The 20,853-nt window shown below is 65.0% G+C and carries 19 protein-coding genes; 10 read left to right on the top strand and 9 right to left on the bottom strand.

What is annotated here, in order from left to right:
- Positions 1-110: 110 nt before the first annotated feature.
- Complete coding sequence (locus FJ956_RS09530; protein ID WP_140684281.1) at positions 111-1,865, bottom strand: ABC transporter ATP-binding protein; 1,755 nt, start codon at positions 1,863-1,865, stop codon at positions 111-113.
- Between the two features lie 176 nt (positions 1,866-2,041).
- On the opposite strand from FJ956_RS09530, the gene FJ956_RS09525 reads away from it, so the two are divergent.
- Both FJ956_RS09525 and FJ956_RS09520 read left to right on the top strand, forming a co-directional pair.
- Positions 2,042-3,322, top strand: a complete 1,281-nt coding sequence (locus tag FJ956_RS09525; RefSeq protein WP_140684279.1) for an amidohydrolase family protein — start codon at positions 2,042-2,044, stop codon at positions 3,320-3,322.
- A 375-nt stretch (positions 3,323-3,697) separates the two neighbouring features.
- Positions 3,698-4,621: a DMT family transporter gene (locus tag FJ956_RS09520; protein WP_140684277.1), complete on the top strand. Its 924-nt coding sequence runs from the start codon at positions 3,698-3,700 to the stop codon at positions 4,619-4,621.
- Here the strand turns inward: FJ956_RS09520 and FJ956_RS09515 are convergent.
- Positions 4,618-5,517: a phosphotransferase family protein gene (locus tag FJ956_RS09515; protein WP_140684275.1), complete on the bottom strand. Its 900-nt coding sequence runs from the start codon at positions 5,515-5,517 to the stop codon at positions 4,618-4,620. The genes FJ956_RS09520 and FJ956_RS09515 overlap by 4 nt on opposite strands.
- A 99-nt stretch (positions 5,518-5,616) precedes the next feature.
- Here FJ956_RS09515 and FJ956_RS09510 point away from each other — a divergent pair, with 99 nt between their 5' ends.
- Positions 5,617-6,249, top strand: a complete 633-nt coding sequence (locus FJ956_RS09510) for a class I SAM-dependent methyltransferase (protein ID WP_140684273.1) — start codon at positions 5,617-5,619, stop codon at positions 6,247-6,249.
- Between the two features lie 15 nt (positions 6,250-6,264).
- Here the strand turns inward: FJ956_RS09510 and FJ956_RS09505 are convergent, their stop codons facing one another.
- Together FJ956_RS09505 and FJ956_RS09500 are read right to left on the bottom strand one after the other, a co-directional pair.
- Positions 6,265-8,718 carry an FAD-dependent oxidoreductase gene (locus FJ956_RS09505; RefSeq protein WP_140781958.1) on the bottom strand — a complete coding sequence of 818 codons (2,454 nt, stop codon included), beginning with the start codon at positions 8,716-8,718 and terminating at the stop codon, positions 6,265-6,267.
- Positions 8,715-9,599: a phosphotransferase family protein gene (locus FJ956_RS09500; RefSeq protein WP_140684269.1), complete on the bottom strand. Its 885-nt coding sequence runs from the start codon at positions 9,597-9,599 to the stop codon at positions 8,715-8,717. Before FJ956_RS09500 ends, FJ956_RS09505 begins: the two co-directional genes overlap by 4 nt.
- Before the next feature lie 385 nt (positions 9,600-9,984).
- Between FJ956_RS09500 and FJ956_RS09495 the strand changes: the two genes are divergently transcribed.
- Complete coding sequence (locus tag FJ956_RS09495) at positions 9,985-10,749, top strand: DeoR/GlpR family DNA-binding transcription regulator (protein ID WP_140684267.1); 765 nt, start codon at positions 9,985-9,987, stop codon at positions 10,747-10,749.
- 20 nt (positions 10,750-10,769) lie between these two features.
- Here the strand turns inward: FJ956_RS09495 and FJ956_RS09490 are convergent, their stop codons facing one another.
- The 4 genes from FJ956_RS09490 to FJ956_RS09475 all read right to left on the bottom strand — a co-directional run bounded on the left by FJ956_RS09490 (position 10,770) and on the right by FJ956_RS09475 (position 14,199).
- A complete protein-coding gene (locus FJ956_RS09490; RefSeq protein WP_140684265.1) occupies positions 10,770-11,666 on the bottom strand; it encodes an NAD(P)/FAD-dependent oxidoreductase in 897 nt (298 codons plus the stop codon).
- Positions 11,656-12,105: an Rrf2 family transcriptional regulator gene (locus FJ956_RS09485; protein ID WP_140650228.1), complete on the bottom strand. Its 450-nt coding sequence runs from the start codon at positions 12,103-12,105 to the stop codon at positions 11,656-11,658. Before FJ956_RS09485 ends, FJ956_RS09490 begins: the two co-directional genes overlap by 11 nt.
- Before the next feature lie 70 nt (positions 12,106-12,175).
- Positions 12,176-13,528, bottom strand: a complete 1,353-nt coding sequence (locus FJ956_RS09480) for a HAMP domain-containing sensor histidine kinase (RefSeq protein WP_140684263.1) — start codon at positions 13,526-13,528, stop codon at positions 12,176-12,178.
- Positions 13,525-14,199, bottom strand: coding sequence for a response regulator transcription factor (locus tag FJ956_RS09475; RefSeq protein WP_140684261.1), 675 nt, complete (start codon positions 14,197-14,199; stop codon positions 13,525-13,527). The genes FJ956_RS09480 and FJ956_RS09475 overlap by 4 nt, the downstream gene beginning before the upstream one ends.
- A gap of 200 nt (positions 14,200-14,399) precedes the next feature.
- Between FJ956_RS09475 and FJ956_RS09470 the strand changes: the two genes are divergently transcribed.
- From FJ956_RS09470 to FJ956_RS09460, 3 genes are all read left to right on the top strand, one after another.
- Positions 14,400-14,999, top strand: a complete 600-nt coding sequence (locus FJ956_RS09470; RefSeq protein ID WP_140684259.1) for a methyltransferase domain-containing protein — start codon at positions 14,400-14,402, stop codon at positions 14,997-14,999.
- Positions 14,996-15,604, top strand: a complete 609-nt coding sequence (locus tag FJ956_RS09465) for a DedA family protein (RefSeq protein WP_140684257.1) — start codon at positions 14,996-14,998, stop codon at positions 15,602-15,604. The genes FJ956_RS09470 and FJ956_RS09465 overlap by 4 nt, the downstream gene beginning before the upstream one ends.
- A gap of 69 nt (positions 15,605-15,673) precedes the next feature.
- Positions 15,674-16,579, top strand: coding sequence for a LysR substrate-binding domain-containing protein (locus FJ956_RS09460; RefSeq protein WP_140684255.1), 906 nt, complete (start codon positions 15,674-15,676; stop codon positions 16,577-16,579).
- A 113-nt stretch (positions 16,580-16,692) separates the two neighbouring features.
- Here FJ956_RS09460 and FJ956_RS09455 read toward each other — a convergent pair whose 3' ends face one another.
- Positions 16,693-17,175, bottom strand: coding sequence for a helix-turn-helix domain-containing protein (locus FJ956_RS09455; protein ID WP_140684253.1), 483 nt, complete (start codon positions 17,173-17,175; stop codon positions 16,693-16,695).
- Between the two features lie 75 nt (positions 17,176-17,250).
- Between FJ956_RS09455 and FJ956_RS09450 the strand changes: the two genes are divergently transcribed.
- The 3 genes from FJ956_RS09450 (at position 17,251) to FJ956_RS09440 (ending at position 20,638) form a co-directional block, all read left to right on the top strand.
- On the top strand, positions 17,251-18,096 hold the full coding sequence (locus FJ956_RS09450) for a class I SAM-dependent methyltransferase (protein ID WP_140684251.1): 846 nt from the start codon (positions 17,251-17,253) through the stop codon (positions 18,094-18,096).
- A gap of 211 nt (positions 18,097-18,307) precedes the next feature.
- Positions 18,308-19,462, top strand: a complete 1,155-nt coding sequence (locus FJ956_RS09445; RefSeq protein WP_140684249.1) for an ABC transporter substrate-binding protein — start codon at positions 18,308-18,310, stop codon at positions 19,460-19,462.
- 177 nt (positions 19,463-19,639) lie between these two features.
- Complete coding sequence (locus FJ956_RS09440; RefSeq protein ID WP_140684247.1) at positions 19,640-20,638, top strand: ABC transporter ATP-binding protein; 999 nt, start codon at positions 19,640-19,642, stop codon at positions 20,636-20,638.
- Positions 20,639-20,853 lie beyond the last annotated feature (215 nt).

Raw genomic sequence — 20,853 nt, 5'->3', positions numbered from 1 at the left:
CGGATGAGGGGTGTTCCAGCGGAGTGAGACGTCGGCTTTCCCTGGAGCACCCCTCATCCGTCGCCTGCGGCGACACCTTCTCCCGCAAGGGGAGAAGGAGAGGCGCCGCGCTACGGCATCAGCTGATATTCATAAAGCTTCTGGTAGAGCCCGCCCTGCTTGAGCAGGGCCTTGTGCGGGCCGTTTTCCACCACCTTGCCCTTCTCCAGCACCACGATCGTGTCGGCCTGGTGCACGGTGGAAAGCCGGTGCGCGATCACGATGGTCGTGCGCCCGACGGTGAGCTGCTGCAGCGCGTCGCGGAACAGCGCTTCCGACTCGGCGTCGAGCGCGCTGGTCGCCTCGTCGAGCAGCAGGATCTCGGCATTGCGCAGCATGGCACGCGCGATCGAGATGCGCTGGCGCTGGCCGCCGGACAAGAGCGAGCCGTTCTCGCCGACCTCCGTGTCGTAGCCCTTGGTCATGGCGCTGATGAACTCATGCGCGTTGGCGGCCTTGGCGGCGGCGATCACCTCTTCGTCGGTCGCGTTCTCGCGGCCGAGGCGGATATTGTGCATGACGGTGCCGGCGAACAGGAAAGTGTCCTGGCTGACATAGGCGATCTTCTGCCTTAGCGAATCAAGCGTCGCGAACGAGATGTCCTGGCCGTCGAACGTCACCTTGCCGGTCTGCGGGTCGTACATGCGCATGATCAGGTTGAGGATCGTCGACTTGCCGCTGCCGGACGGCCCGACCAGCGCCGTCATCTTGCCGGCCTCGAGCGTCAGGTCGAAGCCTTCGAACACCGGCGGGCTTTCCGGGTAGGCGAAGCTGGCATTGTCGAACCGGATTTCGCCTGGGCCGGGTTGCAGCGGCGTGGCGCCGGGTTTCTCGGCGAGCGTCAGCGGCCGGTCGGCGAGCTGGAACATCATGCGCACGCCGACGATGCCCGTCTCGAGCGAGATGCGAACGCGGGCCAGGCGTTTTGCCGGCTCATAGGCCAAGAGCAGCGATGCGATGAAGGCCATGATGTTGCCCGGCATTTGCCCGCCCTGCAGCACCAGGAACCCACTGACAAAGACCGCCCCGGCGATCGCCAGGCCGGCAAGCGTCTCCATCACCGGACTGGTGGCGGCCTCCAGCGTCGCGATGTTGTTGGCGCGGTTCTCGACATCGGAGACGGCCTTGTACATGCGTTTGCGCATCGCGCCTTCGAGGTTGAAGGATTTGACGACGCGCACGCCGATCGCCGTCTCCTGCATCACATGCACGATCTGGCCAAGCGACATGAATTCCATGGACGCGATCTTGCGCACGCGTTTCAGGATGCGGTTGACGCCATAGATCGCCACTGGCCCGACGGCAAAGCAGATCAGCGACAGCCACGGCTGTTGCCAAACCATGACCGCGACCAGCACGATCAAGGTCACCAGGTCGCGCACATAGGAGGTGACGACGAGGTCTAGCACGCCGCGCGCGGCCTGAGCGTTGTTGGTCATGCGGGCGATCAGATCGGACGACGAGGTCGAATGGTAAAATTCGATGCCTTGCGCCAGGATGCGATCGTAGATTTTGCGCTGCCGGTCGGCGATGATGGCGTTGCCGACACGGCTCATGCAATAGGCCTGCACGAACGTTGCGAGGCCCTTGAGCAGGAAGATCCCCGCGACGCTCGCCGCTATCATGTTGACACGGTCGAGCCTCTTGAAGACGACGAATTCGTTGGTGATCTCGCGCAGGATCCAGGCGCTGGCACCGGTCATGGCGGCCACCACCAGCATCGACACTATGGCTGCGCCATAGCCGAATTTATGCTCGTGGAAGGATTCCCTCACCAGCCTTGCGATGAGGCGCTGGTTTTCCGTGGAACGGAAGAAGCGAAACAACGGCCGATCCTGTGTCTGGCTTGCCAAGAATTTCGGATTCGCCACGAGGGCGAGAGGCGGCTTATAGAGCGAGTTGCGGCGCGATGGAACCTTTTGGCTGCCGGGGAAAGAAAAGGCTGCGCCAGGCTGTCTTTTCGACCACGATGATTGCCGATTCTTGAAAAGGGTGACGACAGATGGATTTCGACCTCATCGTGCGCGGCGGCACGCTGCCGGACGGCAGGATTGCCGATATCGGCATTGCCGGCGAAACCATCCGGGCGGTCGAGCAGAAACTGCCGGGCTCCGCGCCGACCGAGATCGACGCCCGCGGCAATCTGGTCTCGCCGCCCTTCGTCGATCCGCATTTCCATATGGATGCCACGCTCTCCTACGGCATCCCGCGCATCAACGCTTCCGGAACGCTGCTCGAAGGCATCGCGCTCTGGGGCGAGCTGAAGCCGCTTCTGACGCATGAAGCCGTGCGCGAGCGCGCGCTCGCCTATTGCGACTGGGCGGTGTCGATGGGCCTGCTCGCCATCCGCAGCCATGTCGACGTCTGCGACGACCGGCTGCTCGCGGTGGAAGCGCTACTCGACGTCAAGAAAACCGTCGCACCCTATATCGACCTGCAACTGGTCGCGTTTCCGCAGGACGGCCTCTATCGCTCCCCGACGGCGCTGAAGAACACCATCCGCGCGCTCGACATGGGCGTCGATATCGTCGGCGGCATCCCGCATTTCGAGCGCAGCATGGCCGACGGCACGCGCTCGGTCACGGAGCTTTGCGAGATCGCGGCCAAACGCGGCCTGATGATCGACATGCATTGCGACGAGACCGACGATCCGCTGTCGCGCCATATCGAGCAACTGGCCTATGAAACGCAGCGCCTCGGGTTGCAGGGCAGGGTGGCCGGCTCGCACCTCACCTCCATGCATTCGATGGACAATTACTACGTCTCGAAGCTTTTGCCGCTCATCGCCGAGGCCGGCGTGTCGGCAATCCCCAATCCGCTGATCAACATCATGCTGCAGGGGCGCCACGACACCTTCCCCAAGCGGCGCGGCCTGACCCGGGTCAAGGAGATGCAGGCGCTCGGCATCCGCGTCGGCTGGGGCCAGGATTGCGTGCTCGACCCCTGGTATTCGCTAGGCACCGCCGACATGCTCGACGTCGCCTTCATGGGCCTGCATGTCGCCCAGATGTCGAGTCCGGCCGACATGGCGCGCTGCTTCGATATGGTGACCAACGTCAACGCCGCCATCATGGGGCTGGACCATCTGGGCCTCGCGGTCGGCAAGCGGGCGAGCCTCGTCGTGCTCGATGCCGGCAATGCGATCGAGGCCGTTCGCCTGCGCCCCGAACGTCTCTGCGTCATCGCCAGGGGAAAGGTGGTGGCCGAACGCACCAGGCAGGAAACGCGGCTGTCGATCGCGGGGCGGCCGGCGCAGGTGAACCGGCGGCATAAAACAGCGTAGGTCTCTGCGTCTCGGTTCGACCACTCGCATTGGCGGCGGAAGCGCTTTCGCCGGAGCTTCGTCATCCACGGGCGGAGCGGGAGCGAAGCGGACGCGCAGACCCGAGGATCCATGCCGTGGCCTCGCGCGAAGGGCGGAGGCGGCGCAGGACAAAGGTCGTTCTGCATCGCTGCGACGCCTAGAGGTAACGGCATGGATTCTATGGTCTGCGCCGCGTCGCTTCGCTCCTTGCTTCGCCATAGAATGACGAAGTCACAAGCGTTCAGGCCAATCGCGCACCGTTCATGATGCTTTGCGGTTCGGCCAATCTCGATTCGGCCGCTGGTCTTACGAATTTCCCTCGTCAAAGTGCCCGCTTGTGGCTAGGACGCCGCCATGGCTCAGTCCTTCGCCCGCGGTTTTACGGTCAAAAACATGCTTCTAGCCGGCATCCTCTTGATGCTGGCCGGCGACTTCATGTTCGCGCTGAACGACGCGATGGGCAAATGGCTGGTCGCGAGCTTCTCCGTTGGACAGGTGGTGCTCATCCGCTCGATCGGCGCCTTCATCGTGCTGGGTCCGATGATCGCCAACCAGGGCACGGCCAGGCTGTTTCACATGGACCGGCCGGTTTTGCAGTTCCTGCGTGTCGTGGCCACCACAACCGATACCGGGCTTTTCTATGCCGCGGTCGTCTACCTGCCGCTGGCCGACGTGATGAGCTTCTACATGGCCGGGCCGATCTATGTCGCGGCGCTGTCGCATCTCTTGCTCGGCGAAAAGGTCGGCTGGCGCCGCTGGCTGGCGATTCTGGTCGGCTTCTGCGGCGTGCTGATCATCCTGAAGCCGTCCTCGGCGGCCTTCTCGTTGTCTTCGGCCTTCGCGCTGGTGGGCAGCATCGCCTTCGGCTTCGCCATCATCCTCGGCCGTCTCCTACGCGGCACCAGTGACACGACTTTGGTTACCTGGCAGACCATCGGCACGCTGATTGTCGGCGGCCTGCTCACCATCGGCGCCTGGCGTACGCCGTCGTCGCTCGATTTCGGGGCCATGCTTCTGCTCGGCGTCGTCTCCTGCGCCGCGCATCTGATGATCACAAGGGCGCTGAAGCTGGCGCCGGCCTCGACGCTGGCGCCGCTGCATTACACCCTGCTCCTGTGGGCTGTGGTCTTCGGCCTCGTGTTCTTCGGCGATGTCCCGGGGCCGCGTATCCTGGTCGGCGCGGCGATCGTCGTGCTTGCCGGCATGTTCATCTTCCATCGCCAGAAGGTGGTCGAGACCGTGGTGCCGCCCGAGAACGTCCCGAAGGGCGTGAACTAACCCGCGCGTATCGCTGCCAGATGCCTGGAGAATTCCGTTGTCTCCATCAGCGCCTTGCAGCGAGCGAAGCGGCCGTCGGCATAGGCGCGGAAATCGTCGGCCGGATTGTCGTTGGCGAGCTGGATCAGTCCCCAAAGCGTCCATAAGAGGTCGCACATCGCCTTGTAGATGACGATACGTCCACGCTCGGCCGGCCGCGGCTCGCCACCGAAATAGGCGCGCGTCAGCTCTTCATCCTGTGCGACGTCGAACCTCCCCTCGACCGAGAGGTCGCCGAGGTCCCACAGCGGATCGTTCATGCCGGAATATTCCCAGTCGACGATCCACATCCGATCGCCCGTATCGAGGAAATTTTCGCACAGCGGGTCGCAATGGCAGGCGGCAAGCGGGATTGCGTGCGCGGCAAGGGCCGCGCGCACAGCTTCCGCCTCGCGCACCACGTCGTGATAGCCGGCGGGCAGCGCCACGTCCTTCGTCGACAAAACCCTGAGATAGTCGTCGATCATCGCGAACAATTCGAAGCGGAAGGGAAAGACCGCGCCGGAAGAGTGGAGCCTTTGGAAGGCTCGGCCCGCCCGCGCGGGGCTGCCTGGCCGCGCCTTGAACCTGTCCGGCGACATCGTCTCGGCGCCGGCGATAAAGCGCGTCGCCATCAGGCCGGACGCCGGATCGGCATAGAGCACTTCGGGACTGACGCCGGCCCTGGCCGCCTCGCGCGCCGCCACCGCCTCGTTGGCGCGGTTGATATATTCTTGCGTGCCCTTGCCGGGAATGCGCAGACACGCTTCGCCGGCCCTGTAGACCATGTTGGTCAGGCCGCCCAAACGCTGCAGCGGTCCGTCATAGCCCGCCAGCGCCGGTATGGCCGCCAGCGCCGCGCGCAGCTCATCGGTCATGTCGTGTCCCCTTCACGCCATTGTTCTGGCTCGGACGGTTCCACAGTTTTAGCGACCTGGCTATGATCCTTCGCACATGAATCGGCTTCGGGAGCGACAATGACGGACGGCAAGCACAGCGGCTCGCTAAGCGCGGCCTACGCCGCGAAGCGACCGGAGGAAGTGGCCGCGATCTATGACAGCTGGTCCGAGACCTATGACGCCGACATGTCGGCCGCCGGCTATCGCCACCCGACGATCTGCCTGGCGCTGCTTGCCCGGCACCTGCCGCGCGGCGCCGAACCCTTGCTCGATGCCGGCGCCGGCACCGGCCTGATCGGCGAATGGCTGGCCATCACCGGCTATCCGAATGTCGAGGCGCTCGACATCTCGCAAGGCATGCTGGACAAGGCAGGCGCCAAGGGCGTCTACACGGCCCTGCATCGCCTGGCGATGGGCGACGCTTTGCCCTTCGCCGACGGCGCCTATGCCGGCATTGTTTCGGCGGGCGTCTTCACCTCGGGCCATGTCGGGGTCGAGGGACTGGACGAGCTGATTCGCATCTGCCGTCCAGGCGGGATCATCGTGCTGACGGTGAAGAACACGCTGTGGCAAGCCGGTTTCGCCGAGCGCATCGCCGGGCTCGAGGCTCAAGGCAGGTTGAAGCGCGTCGAGGAAACGGCGCCCTATGCCTCGATGCCGGGGGAAACCGATACCGTGCCGAGCAGGGGGCTTGTGCTGCGCGTCAGCTGATCCGCTCTGCTTGGGTCACGCCTTTATCTTTGCTCCGGCCGGGTCGTACATCGGCTCGAGATGGATTTTTGCCGGCGTGCGCTCCATCGCCACCACCAACTCGTAGTCGCCAGAGGCAAGGAACTCGTCGCCGACGCCGTCGGCATTGCGCACATAGCCGTAGCCGATGTTCTTGCCCACCGTGTAGCCGTGGCCGCCGCTGGTGAGGTAGCCCACCGGCTCGCCATTGCGTAGGATCGTCTCGCGCCCGACCAGCACGATCTCCGGGTCGTCGACCGTGAAGCCGGCAAAGCGTTTCGTCGGCGCATTGCCGGCCGCCTTCTCCAGCGCCCGGCGTCCGACGAAGTCGGTGTTCTTGCGAAGCTTCACGGCCCAGCCGAGCCCCGCTTCCAGCGGCGTGTCGTTCGGCGTGATGTCGGAACCCCAGGCGCGATAGCCTTTCTCCAGTCTGAGCGATTCCAGCGCCCGGTAACCGACCGGGCGAATGCCATGCGCCTTGCCCGCCGCCATCAGCGCGTCGAAAACCTCGCCGGTGGCGGCGATCGGCACATGCAGCTCCCAGCCGAGCTCGCCGACATAGGTGACGCGCAGTGTCTTCACGCTATGGCCGGCTATTGCGATCTCGCGCGCATGGCCGAAGGGGAAGCCGGCGTTCGAGACATCGGCCTCCGTCACCGCCGACAGCACGTCGCGGGCGTGCGGCCCCATCAGCGACAGCGTGCCGAAATCTTCCGTGACGTCCGTCAGCCGCGCGTCCAGGCCCGAGCCGATATGGTCGCTTATCCAGGACAGGTCATGCGTGCGGAAGCCGGTGCCGGTGACGATGTAGAACCGGTCCTCGCCGAGCCGCGACACGGTGAGATCGGCCTCGATGCCGCCGCGCGTGTTGAGAAGCTGCGTGTAGGTCAGCCGTCCGACCGGCTTGTTGACGTCGTTGGCGCAGATCCAGTCGAGCGCCTTCAGCGCGTCCGCGCCGGTCAGCTCGTATTTGGCGAAGGAGGACTGGTCGAAGATGCCGACCTTCTCGCGCACATGACGGTGCTCGTCGCCGACCGGGCCGAACCAGTTCTGGCGGCCCATCGAATAGACGTCCTCGGCGGCCGTGCCGTCCGGCGCGAACCAGTTCGGCCGCTCCCAGCCGAGCTTGGAGCCGAACACCGCGCGGTGCGTCTTCAGCCGCTCATAGAGCGGCGAGACGATGCGCGGCCGTCCAGTCAGATATTCCTCGTGCGGGAAGCCGATCGTGTAGTGCTTGCCATAGGCTTCCAGCGTGCGGTCGCGGACCCAGTCGCGGTCGCGGTGCAGCCCGGAGAAGCGGCGGATGTCGACCACCCAGAGGTCGAGCGGCGCCTCGCCGTCGACCGCCCATTGCGCCAGCACCCAGCCGGCGCCGCCGCCCGACGCGATGCCGAAGGCGTTGAAGCCGGCGCCGACGAACATGTTGGGACATTCGGGAGCGACGCCGAGGATGAAGTTGCCGTCCGGCGTGAAACTTTCCGACCCGTTGATCATCTGCTTGACGCCGGCGGTTTGCAGAGCCGGAACACGCGCCATCGCCTGCGTCATATGCTGTTCGAAATGATCGTAGTCGTCGTCGAACAAGCGGAATTCCCAGTCGTCGGGAACGTCGCCCCCCGGGAGATTGGTCGTCCAGGCTTGCGGGTTGGGCTCATAGCCGCCCATCGCCAGCCCGCCGACCTCTTCCTTGAAATAGGTGCGGCGGTCGGGGTCGCGGATCGTCGGCGTGTCGTTGGCCAGCCCCTCGATCTTCTCGGTGATGATGTACTGGTGCTTGACCGGCTGCAGCGGCACGTTGATGCCTGCCATCGCGCCGACCTGCCTTGCCCATTGCCCGGCGCAGTTCACCACCTTGTCGCAGGCGATGTCGCCTTTCGAAGTCTTCACCGCCGTGATGCGGCCGTCCTTCATCGTAAAGCCGGTCACGCGCACGTCCTCGAATAGTTTCGCGCCATGCATGCGCGCGCCCTTGGCGAGCGACTGGGCGATGTCGGAGGGGCTTGCCTGCCCGTCGGTCGGCAGCCACGAGGCACCGACCAGATCGCCGGTCTCCATCAGGGGCCACATGCGCTTCACTTCCGCTGGCGACAGAAGCTGCATGTCCATGCCGAAGCTTTTGGCCGTCGTCGCCAGCCGCTTGAACTCGGTCCAGCGGTCGGCGTTCGTCGCCAGCCTCAGACAGCCGGTCATCTTCCAGCCGGTCGCCAGGCCCGTCTCGGCCTCCAGCCCCTTGTAGAGATCGACCGAATATTTGAGCACGCGCGTGATCGAGGCCGAGGAGCGCAACTGCCCGACCAGACCGGCGGCGTGCCAGGTCGAGCCCGAGGTCAGCTTGCCCTGCTCGAGCAGCACCACGTCCGCCCGGTGGTCGCGCGCCAGATGGTAGGCGGTGGAACAGCCGATGATGCCGCCGCCGATGACGACGATTTCGGCATGGCTGGGCAAGGTCATGATCGGGTTCCGTATTTAGTCCGGTAGTTCTCCAGCGCCGCGTCGAGCCGGACGAGGTTTTCCTCGCTATAGGCGACATAGTCGATGCCGGGCGCGTCGAGATAAAGCTCGGACACCATGCTCCACATCGCTTCGCGCAGCAGCGAGGCGCATTGCATGGCGGCATGCGAGCGGCGGATTTCGCCGTCCGGCTCCTTCATGAAATAGGCGGTCAGGAAGGCGAAGGATTCGTCGTCGCTCATGCCGGCATTGGACGCGACGCCGGCGAGGTCGAACATCGCCGTGTTGAAGCCGGCATACTCGAAGTCGATCAACCACAGCCGTTTGCCGTCGTCGAGAATATTGGCCGGCAAAAGATCGTTGTGGCCGAAGACGATCGGCAAAAGCTTCTGCGCCCGCTCGAGCTCGTCAGCCAGCGCCAGGTAGCGCGGCAGCTCGCCCTTTTTGCGGCTGCCGCCTTCGTCCAGCGTGCGCGCATAGTCGCGGATGACGTGGAACACCCAGAACATGAAGCCGGCGCCGGAGACGTGCTTCGGCATCTCGCGATGGAAGCCGCGCAGCAGCGCCGCCACGCTGCCGAGATTGGCGCGCACATCCTCGCCGAGGAAGGTCTTGGCGCCAAGAAATTCCGTTACCAGTATGCCAGGCTCGGCATAATGCACGGCCGGCGCGAAGCCCGCCGCATGCGCCGCCCGCGCCGTCATCACCTCACGCTCGCGAAAGACGTGGTGGAATGGGAAGTCCTGGCCGAAGCGCACGACATGCCGCCCGGCCGCATCCGTGACGACAAAATTGGCATTGCTGAGCCCGCCCGGCAGCGGCTCGATCTCGATGCCGCCTTTCCAGCACGGCAGGGCGCGGATGCGATCTTCGGCGTTCACGGCTTCGTTCCGGCCTCAGCCGGCCCCGCCCAAAACAAGGATGGCAAAAAATGAAAAAGCCTCGTCGGTGCGAGACGCCAGGATCGGTATCCCGCACCGCACCGACGAGCCCCTTGGCCAGGCATGATATCCCGGCATCCGCCCCCGCGGATTCGATAAAAGCTTGCGCCTGGCTGATTCCAGGCGACCTGGTCACTCGGCTGCGGCTCTGCCATCATCCTCCCGTGGCAGTTCCGAGCCTGTCACAAGGTCAATGTCATGCCGGGGTGGCAGAGCTGTCAATCAAAAGCTGTGACTTTTTTTGGGTGTTTTGCCCGAAAATATAAGCAACTCCTTTCAAAGCGTTGCCAAAGCCTTAAATTCGGTCAAAGCTCCGGACATCCACATGATCCATTCGAAACGGCATGGCGAAATCCTGCGGCTCCTCAACGAGGAGGGCACGATCACCATAGCCAGCCTTGCCGAACGTCTGGGCGTCTCGTTGGAAACGGTGCGGCGCGACGTCAAGCCGCTGGCCGACGACGGGTCGGTGCTGAAGATGCATGGCGCCGTGGGCCTTGCCTCGATGGTGGGCGAGGCGCCGTTCGAGCGGCGCATGCGCGAAAACGCCGAAGCCAAGCGCCTGATCGCCAGGATGGTCGCGGCGACGATCCGCGACGGCGAGGCGATCATGCTCGACACCGGCACGACCACATCCTTCCTGGCGCGAGAGTTGCTCGGCCATCGCCGGCTGACGGTGGTCACCAATTCCTCCGACATCGCCCGCACGCTGGCCACGGTGAACGGTAACAAGGTCTATATGGCCGGCGGCGAGCTGCGCAGCGATTCCGGCGCGGCTTTCGGCATTTCGGCGATCGAGTTCGTCAGCCGCTTTTCGGTCGATCATGCGGTGATCTCGATCGGCGCGGTCGATGCCGCTGCCGGCCTCACCGACTACGAGCTGGAAGAGGCGGAATTCGCCCGCATGGTGCTGTCGCGCGGCCAGCGCTCGCTGGTCGTCACCGACCATACCAAGTTCGGCCGCCAGGGACTGGTCCGGGTCTGCGGCTTCGACGGCTTTTCCGAGCTCGTCACCGACCAGCCGCCGCCACACGACATAGCCGCCGCGCTGAGCCAGGCCGGCGCCCGGCTCAGTATCGCCGCGGCCTGACGCGCCCAAGGAATGAGAGACTAACCGAACACCAGCGACTGGTGCGCCGCAACCCCGGCCATCGCGCCGCCCGACACCGCGAAGGCGATGTTGTGCATCAGCCGCGCGGCGTCTCCGGCCGCGAAGACGCCGGGCACCGATGTCTGCTGCTTGTCGTCGACGACGATCGCCCGGCCAAGCGGGCCTTCGTTGAAGGCGCAGCCCAGTTGCTCGGCGAGCGGGCTTGCCATCTCATTGCGCGGCGCGGTGAACAGCGCCCGCACGCTCGCGCTGCGATTGTCCTCGAGCCTGACGATCAGACCGTCGGAACCGTCGTCCCGCACTTCGCTCACCTTATCCGGCTCGAACCGGATGTTGCGCTTGTCCAGGGCCCGCGCCTGGTCCGCATCCGGCTCGAACAAGCCGTCGGCGAAGAGCGTGACGTCGCCCCAGTCGGAAATCAGCTCGGCCTGGTGCAGCGACATCGGTCCGGTCGCCAGCACACCGAGCGGCCCGCCGGCCACCTCGTAGCCGTGGCAATAGGGGCAATGCAGCACCGTCTTGCCCCACTGCGCGGCAAGTCCTGGAACGTCCGGCAGGATGTCCCGGACGCCGGTGGCGAGCACCAGCCGCGTCGCGCCGAAATCCCCGCCATCGTCCATCCGGACCTCGAAGCCGGTGCCGGCAGCGGCGGCCCGCTCGGCACGGCCGTCGACCACGGTGACAGTGGGGTAGGCAAGCAGCTGTGCCCTGGCCTCGCCCAGAATGTCCGACGGTGCCCGTCCGTCCTGACCGAAGAAGCCATGCGAATGTTCGGCGAAGCGGTTCCGCGGCTGCCCGGCATCGATCACCAGCACCTTGCGCCGCCCCCGCGCCGCATACATGGCGGCGGACAGGCCGGCAAAGCTGCCGCCGACGACGATCACATCATACTGCATGGCTGGATACTCCAATCAGGTCATAACGGCGGCGGAAGTCGGCCGTCAGGTCGGCCAGGGTGATATGGCTGAGCCGCTCAGTGAGCAGCCTTTCCGCCTCCAGGCGAAAATCGTCGAGCACGGCGATCACTGCCTGCTCGACCAGGCACCCGGGGCTTTCCGGCTCGGTGCTGAACGGCAACAGCGTTTCGCCGAGCGCGGCGCTGATCTCGGCCAGCGAGATCTTGTCCGGCGCGCGGCCGAGCTGCCAGCCGCCGCCATGGCCACGCGACGAGGTGACGATGCCGGCCTCGCGTAAGCCGGCGATGGTGCGGCGCACGACCACCGGATTGGTGTGGATGAAGCCGGCCAGCTGCTCCGAGGTCAGCGCCCGGTCGGGCGCGTCGGCCATATGGACCAGGATATGCAGGGTCGAGGACAGTCGGCTGTTGCGTTTCATGTAACTTAATTAGTTACGAATCGTGCCGATGTCAAACTCGTCCGGACTGTCGCGACGGCAAGCTCGTGCGTCAGGCCGGGAAGATCATCCGGAAACAGGCGCCACCCGCCTCGCTGTCAAGCACCTCGACCTTGCCGCCATGCAGCTGCATCAGGTCGCGCACGAGGTTGAGGCCGAGGCCGGCGCCATGGTCCTGCGGATGCAAGCGATAGAAGGGCTCGAAGATACGCTCGCGTTCGGATGCCGGTATGCCGTCGCCTTCGTCCAGCACTTCGATCACCGCGGGCGGGCTTACGCTGATGGCGATCCGGCCGGCCTTGCCGCCATGGTCGATCGCGTTCTGGATGAGATTGGTCACGGCGCGCTCGATCGCCGTGCGGTCGCCCCGCACGATGAGCTTATCCTTTGCCGGCTCGAACGACATTTCATAGCCGGCTGCGAAGGCCATCGGCGCGAGGTCGACCACGACGTTGCGTGCAAGGGTGACCAGGTCTACCGGCCCGAAATGCTCGGACTGGCGATCGAGTCGCTGCAGGTCGAGCAACTGGTCGGCAAGGGTCGATAGCCTTGCGGCATCCTGCAACAGCCTGGCGCGCTCCGGTGTTGCCGGCAGCGTGGCGAGCCGGGTGTTGAGGATGGCGACCGGCGTTCTGAGCTCATGCGCGGCGTCGGTCAGGAAGCGCTTGTGGCGCGCGTAGCCGGCGTCGAGGCGCGACAAGGCCGCGTTGACCGCATCGACCAGCGGCGCGACTTCCTTCGGCACGCCGTCCAGCGGCAGTTGCACGCCGCGCTTGTCGATGTCGATCTGGCCTGCCGCTTTGGCCGCGCGCCCGAGACCGGAAAGCGCGCCGCGCACCACCCAGGGAGTCGCAAACAGCGTGGCGAGCGCCATCAGCCCGGCCAGCGGCAATATTCCCCACAAGAATAGATTTGGCGCCTGTCCAAGCACCCGAAGCAAAGCAAGTTTCCCCTTCGTGTCGCTCATGATCTGGACACTGCCGGCCGCCGTGTCGGCCCAGCGGATCTTGCCTCCCGGCGGCGCGGCTTCGCCGATGGCAAGGTCGATGCGGGCATCGCTGATATTGTCCAGCAGCCCAACGAAAGGCCGGTACACAACCGGCACCGTCCCTTCCTGAAGCCGGTGCCCTTGCTTGTCGCGGATGATGAACCAGAGGTCCGGGACATCCGACCGCAGCTTGGTCAGGTCGGAATTTTCCTTCAGCACCAACGCCCCGTTGGCGTCGCGCGCCACCGCATCCGCCAGCACATCTATCGTGCCGTCCTCATAATCGTGCGGTATCATGCCGGTGGCGAGCATCACGCCGACGATGCCGGCGATGATCAGCGTCAGCATCACGCATTGCAGGATGGCGATGCGCAGCACCAGGCTCCATTTCAGCGAACGCGGCCGGCGCAGGCTCATGTGATCTCGCGCAGCAGGTAGCCGACGCCGCGAATGCCGTTGATGACGACCCCGCCATCGGCCTCGGCAAGCTTGCGGCGCAGCCGCGAGACATGGGTGTCGAGCGCGTTGGACTGGATCTCGTCGTCCAGCCCGAACACGGCCTCCATCGGGGCCTCGCGCCGCACCATGCGCCCCGTTCGCCGCATCAGCGCTTCCAGCACCAGCAGTTCGCGGCGCGGCAGGGCGAGCGGCTCGCCGCGGATCGAGGCCTCGCGGTGGCCGACATCGAGCGAAAGATGGCCAGCGCGGATGGTCTGCGTCTCGATCGCCGCCGGGCGTCGCAGCAATGCCCTCAGCCGCGCCAGCAACTCTTCGAAGGCGAAGGGCTTGGCCAGATAGTCGTCGGCGCCCATGTCGAGCCCGTCGACTTTGTCCGCGGTGTCGCCTCTGGCCGTCAGCATCAGCACCGGGGTCGTGTTCCCTGCCGCGCGAAGCTTCGGCACCAGCGTCAACCCGTCGCCGTCGGGCAGCTGCCGGTCGAGCAGGATCGCGTCATAGCCATCGACGGCGAGGAAGCCTTCCGCTTCGAGCAGCGAGCCGGCATGGTCGACCACCATGTCGTGCCGCCTCAGCGCGGCCCGCAACGCCGAAACCATTTCCGGCTCATCCTCGACCAGCAGGATACGCATTCAACACCTCTTACAATCTCTCGCCGGCCGATTATCGCGCCAGGATTGCGCAAACATGGCGCCAATTCTTGCCGACGGCGCGAGCCTTTTCTTTCGCGACGCCACGCCATGCGCAATGTCCATGCAATCCGCACCTCGCAAACAGCGCCTCGTCGAATGCCGGGCAGTCTCGAATCGCCCGCGCAAGCAATGAGGTCAACATGCCTGCAAGTGATGCTTTGTCCTTCCTGATGGCTTGGACGCTGGCGCCGTTCCGCATGGGTTCGGTCACGCCCTCCAGCCCGAGCCTGGCGGCGCTGATGACACGCGAGATCGGTCCCGACTCAGGTCCGGTGCTGGAACTCGGGCCGGGCACAGGCCCCTTCACGCGCGCCTTGCTGCAGCGCGGCGTCCGCGAGAGCGACCTGACGCTGGTCGAGTCCGATCCGGATTTCGCTTCGCTGCTTTACCGCCGCTTCCCGGCGGCGCGCATCGTCGAGATGGATGCGGTCGGCCTGCGCCATCTGCCGCTGTTCGATGGCCCGGTCGTCGGCGCGGCGGTCAGCGGATTGCCGTTTCGCCTGATATCGCCGCGCAAGTCGTCCGCGATCCTGGAAGGCGTCTTTGCCAGCCTTCGGCCGGGTGCGGCGCTTTACCAGTTCACCTATGGCCGCAGGTGCCCTTTCGATCAGACGGTGCTCGACAGGCTCGACCTCGAGGCGGTCCGCATCGGCGGCACCTTCCGCAACTTTCCGCCGGCTACCGTTTACCGGGTTTCCAGGATAAAGAACCTCCGGACCTTTGACTGGCGCTTCTCATGAGCGATCTCCTGACGGCAATATTGGGATTGGGGCTGCTCGGTGCTGCCTGCCTGGCCTTCACCGAAAAGATCCTGCCGGTACCGCCTTCGCATGCCGTGCTGCTGTTCCTCGGCATGGCGAGAGCGCCTGATCTGGCGACGCTCGGTATGTTACTGGCGGTGACGACAGCCGCTTCGACGGCCGGCTGCCTGTTCTGGTTCGCCATGGGTGGCCGGTTGGGACCAGCGCGCGCCGATGCCCTGATCCAGCGCTTCGGTCGCTATATTTTCCTGCGCCACGAAACCTATCTCCGTTTCGCTAGCGCCTACCGCCGCAACCACATGCGGGCATCGCTGCTGGCGCAGTTCGTGCCGACGGTGCGGAATTATCTGCCGATCGCCGCCGGCGCGCTGCGCCTGCCGGCCTGGTCCTTCGCTTTGGCCACCTTGCTCGGGGCAATGCTGTGGAACGCCGGCTTCCTTCTTGCCGGCTATGCGATGCGCGACGGCGTCCACGATCTACCCACGGTGGCGTTTCGCATCATGGCCGTCGTGCTCGCGCTGGAAGTCGCGTTCCTCATTGCGCTGCGCGCCTACTGGCGCCGCGTCGGACCCGCAAGAGGCTAGGAGCTGCCGGCGTGAACAAGCCGGCTGCGCCCGCTTCCTTTCCCGCGCGCGCCGGTGTTTAGTCCGGCCATGGCTTTCACCATCCGCCAATTGCAGTTCTTCGTCGCCGTCGCCGAGCAGGGCACCGTCTCGGGCGCCGCGCAGAACCTGTCGATTTCCCAGTCCTCGGTCACCGAGGCGATCAAGGAGCTGGAGAGCGATCTCGGCGTCGAGCTCTTCGAGCGCCATCCGCGCGGCCTCAACATCACCCACAAGGGCCACCAGTTCCTGCGCCACGCGACCAAGATCCTGGCCGATGTCTCCGATGCGCGCCGTTCTTTCTCAAGCGAGCAGGCCGCCTCGGGCGGCCGCCTGCAACTCGGCGTCACCTCGCTGGTTGCCGGCTATGTGCTGTCCGATCTGCTCGCCCGCTACCGGCGCGCCTATCCCGGCGTCGAGGTCTCGGCCATCGAGGACAATGGCGACTATCTCGAGCACCTTCTGGTCGGCGGCAAGCTCGACATCGCCGTCATGGTGACGTCCAACCTGCGCGACCGCACGGCGCTGCAGTCGGAAATCCTGGAAGTTTCGGCCTACCGGCTGTGGATTCCGCTCAGTCATAGGCTCGCCAGCGCCGACATCATCGGGGTCAGTGACATCGTCTCCGAGCCGCTGATCATGCTCACCGTCGACGAGATCGAGGAGAACACCGGCAAGCTGCTGTCGGCGATCGGCGCCCGGCCGCATGTCGCCTTCCGCACCCGCTCGGTCGAGGCGGTGCGCAGCCTGGTCGCCACTGGCGCCGGCGTGGCGCTGCTGCCCGACCTTGTCTACCGGCCCTGGTCGCTGGAAGGCGACCGCATCGAATCGCGCGACGTTTCCGGTTCGCTGCCCGTGGTCCAGGTCGGCACCGTCTGGCGCCGCGGCTCCGCCCTGCCGCAGGCCGCGCGCGACTTCATCGGCCTCGCGCAGTCCCAGCGCATGGTGCGCCGCTAGAGCATGATCCCGAAAAGTGGGAACCGGTTTTCGGAGAAAGATCATGCCCTAACAAAGAGTTAGACCGTGATGGCGATTCAACGAAACGCCATCACGGTCTAGAGCGGCGTGGCCTACTCCAGGCCGACATCGCTGGTCTTGCGCCTGTGCCTTGTGACCGAGACCGCTTCCGCCTTGAACGAACCGATCGGCGCAACTTCGAAGCGGCCGGCGCCGGCCAACCTGACGGCGCGCCGGAACGTCGGGCACTCCATCGGCCGGGCTGCCGGGCATCGGGCGGCGTGACGCAAAGCCTCCCGGATCGCGGTTAGGCGCTGGATGGTGCGGTCCAATTCGTCCGCCTTGGCATCCAGGCGCTCTCGATCCATTTTCGGTAGGCCGTCGGGCATCAGCATTGCGGAAATCTCGTCCAGCGCGAATCCACCTGCGCGCCCAAGCGCGATCAAGGCGAGCCGTTCCAGGACAGCCGGGTCGAACAGGCGGCGCAGGCCGCGACGGCCGATCGAGGCGATGAGGCCCTTCTCTTCGTAGTAGCGAAGTGTCGAAGCAGGCACGCCGGTGCGGCGCGACACTTCGGCAATATCCATATCTTTCATGCTTGACCTCAAGTCGGCTTGAACTCGTAGAGTGCTCGCGACGATCGACGAGGGCAACTGAAAGCGAGGTCCGCTATGCCGCAATCCGCGCAGCCGAACACACAGCAAGCCGCTCTCTGGAACGACGCCAGCGGAAAGGCCTGGGTCGAGATGCAGCCGATCCTCGACGGAGTGCTGGCCCCGTTCGAGAGCCTGGTGGTGGATTCCGGCTATCCCGGGAAAGGGGGCAACGTCCTGGACATCGGCTGCGGCGCCGGCGCCACGACTCTGGCGATGGCGCGCCGCGTCGGCAATGACGGCCGATGTGTCGGGCTCGACATCTCGCGGCCGCTTGTCGCCCTGGCTACGGAGCGTGCGCGAGTGGAAGAGATGGCAAACGCAAGTTTTGAGGTCGGCGATGCCCAAACATGTGCGTTCGAATCGAAGCAGTTCGATGCCGTTGTCTCGCGCTTTGGCGTCATGTTCTTCGCTGATCCCGTGGCGGCATTCAGCAACATAAGACAGGCCGCAAGGCGCGGTGGCAAACTCGCCTTTGTCGCTTGGCGCGGTCCGCGCGAGAATGATTTCATGACGACTGCCGCGCGAGCGGCTGCGCCCTTCCTGCCGCAAGCACCCGTGCCAGACCCTGAAGCGCCGGGACAGTTTGCCTTTGCTGACGGCGCCAAGGTGAGGCGGATCCTTGAAGCAAGCAACTGGTCGTCAGTCAAAGTCGAACAGGCGGACGTCCCTTGTCAGATCGCGGAAAGCAATCTGATGACATATGCCACCCGGCTAGGGCCGGTCGGCGCTGCGTTGCGGGAGGTTGACCAGGCGACGGCCGAGAAAATCACCGCGGCCTTGCCTGTTGCATTCAAGCCTTTCGTGGCGGACGGGAAGGCTCATTTCACCGCCGCCTGCTGGCTGGTCACGGCGCTGGCCTAAAGGCATTTTGTATCGGAAAAACCGATATCGGCTTTCTGATAAATGAATTTGCGAAACCGGATTTTTCACAGCACCTTTCGCTCAGGGAACAAAGCCGCGCCCTGAGAGCGCTGCCGTCGGAGCATGAAGCTCCGACGCTTTGTAGTTCGCGCATGATCCTTTCCGAAACCGGACCGGCTTCGGAGTCATGCGCCAAAATGGGAGATCGACGATGAATGCATTCCTGAAGTCGTGCACGGCGCTGACTGTCGCGCTGACTTTTTCCGGTCAGGCCGTGGCTCAGGTCAAGGAACTCGGCAAGGGCGAGGGCGAGGTCAACATCGTTGCCTGGCCGGGCTATATCGAGCGCGGCGAGACCGACAAGGGCTATGACTGGGTGACGGCTTTCGAGAAGGAAAGCGGCTGCAAGGTCAACGTCAAGACCGCCAACACCTCTGACGAGATGGTCTCGCTGATGAACGAAGGCGGCTTCGACCTCGTCACCGCTTCAGGCGATGCTTCGCTGCGCCTCGTCGCCGGCAAGCGCGTGCAGCCGATCAACACCGATCTTATCCCAAGCTGGAAGACCGTTGACGATCGGCTGAAGGACGCGCCCTGGTTCACCGTCGACAAGGTGCATTACGGCGTTCCCTACCAGTGGGGTCCGAACATCCTGATGTACAACACCGAAGTCTTCAAGGAAGCGCCCAAGAGCTGGAACGTCGTCTTCGAGGAGATGAAGCTGCCCGACGGCAAGTCGAACAAGGGCCGCGTCCAGGCCTATGACGGCCCGATCCACATCGCCGACGCCGCCAACTATTTGATGTTCCACAAGCCGGAACTCGGCATCAAGGATCCCTACGAGCTGAACGAGGACCAGTACAAGGCGGCGCTCGATCTTTTGCGCACGCAACGCACGCTGGTCGGCCGCTACTGGCACGATGCCGCGATCCAGGTCGACGACTTCCAGAATGAGGGCGTCGTCGCTTCCGGCTCCTGGCCCTATCAGGTCAACACGCTGGTCGCCGCCAAGAAGCCGGTCGCCTCGACCGTGCCGGAAGAGGGCGTCACCGGCTGGGCCGACACCACCATGATGGAAGCCGACGCCGCCCATCCGAACTGCGCCTATATGTGGCTCGAGCATTCCTTGTCGCCGAAGGTCCAGGGCGACGTCTCAGCCTGGTTCGGCTCGCTGCCGGTCGTGCCCGCCGCCTGCAAGGGCAACGAACTGCTCGGCGAGGAAGGCTGCAAGACCAACGGCTACGAGAATTTCGACAAGATCAAGTTCTGGAAGACGCCGGTGTCGAAATGCGCCAGCCAGAACGACCAGTGCGTGCCTTATTACCGCTGGGTGTCGGACTATATCGGCGTCATCGGCGGCCGGTAATTTCGCCTTTACCCTCCCCCTTGTGGGGAGGGATCGACGCGCGGCGTCGGGGTGGGGCCTGTCCGATAGGCCACGCCATCACCCCCACCCGCGGCTTCGCCGCGACCTCCCCATCAGGGGAGGGAGGGTCGCGCGCGACATTGGAAGATCAACCAGGCAACTGAACTGACAGGGCCCATGACCTCTGCCGTTTCCTTCAAGCGAGTCTCACGCCATTTCGGCAGCGTGCGCGCCGTCGACGCCGTCGATCTCGACATCGTACCGGGCGAGTTCTTCGCCATGCTGGGGCCATCGGGGTCCGGCAAGACGACTTGCCTGCGTCTCATCGCCGGCTTCGAGCAGCCGACGGCTGGCTCGATCTCCATCTTCGGCGCGCGCGCCGAGGGCGTTCCGCCCTATCGCCGCAACGTCAACACCGTCTTCCAGGACTATGCGCTGTTCCCGCATCTCAACGTGCTCGACAACGTCGCCTACGGCCTGATGGTCAAGGGTGTCGGCAAGGCCGAGCGGCTGAAGGCGGCCGAGGAAGCGCTGTCGCTGGTGCGCCTGCCGGGCTACGGCGCGCGCCGCCCCGGCCAGCTTTCCGGCGGCCAGCGCCAGCGCGTGGCACTCGCCCGCGCGCTGGTCAACCAGCCCAAGGTGCTGTTGCTCGACGAGCCGCTCGGCGCGCTCGATCTAAAACTGCGCGAGAACATGCAGGAGGAATTGAAATCGCTGCAGAAGGTGCTCGGCATCACCTTCGTCTTCGTCACCCACGACCAGGGCGAGGCGCTTTCCATGGCCGACCGCGTCGCCGTCTTCAACGATGGCAGGATCATGCAGGTCGGCACCCCGGAAGATATCTACCAGCGCCCGAACACGCGCTTCGTCGCCGATTTCGTCGGCTCCTCCAACGTGCTGCCGCCGGATTTCGTCCAGCGCTATTCCGGCCAGCATCGCTGGGGGAGCCTGCGCCCGGAGTCCATCCGCATCTCCAGCGTCGCCAGTGGCGACGGCGTCGCCGCGTGCCTGGTCGGCACCAACTATCTCGGCGCCACGACAAGGCTGGCGCTCGACGCCGATGGGTTGCGGCTGCACGCGGTCGTGCCGGCCGGCACGGCGCTGCCGGCGGAAGGCGAGGCGGTGATGCTGACCTTCAACCGCGACAGCCTGCATCTGATGGACGAGCCGGCATGATGAAAGTTTGCGCGAGGCCCCCCTCTCTGTCCTGCCGGACATCTCCCCCTCAAGGGGGGAGATTGGCTGTCACCACGGGTTTCGCCAATCTCCAAGGTTGCAGAATTGGCGGGGCCGAGAAACTGCTGATCTCCCCACTGTATGGACTGGGGACATCGCGAACAGGTGTGCGAAGACATCGCGAACAGTTTCGTGCGTTTTGCGCGGGGAGGTTC

It is taken from the genome of Mesorhizobium sp. B2-4-3 (assembly GCF_006442815.1).
In the GTDB taxonomy this organism is placed as follows: domain Bacteria; phylum Pseudomonadota; class Alphaproteobacteria; order Rhizobiales; family Rhizobiaceae; genus Mesorhizobium.
Note: the sequence above shows the minus strand (reverse complement) of the source record. Positions and strands in the feature narration are given on the sequence as shown.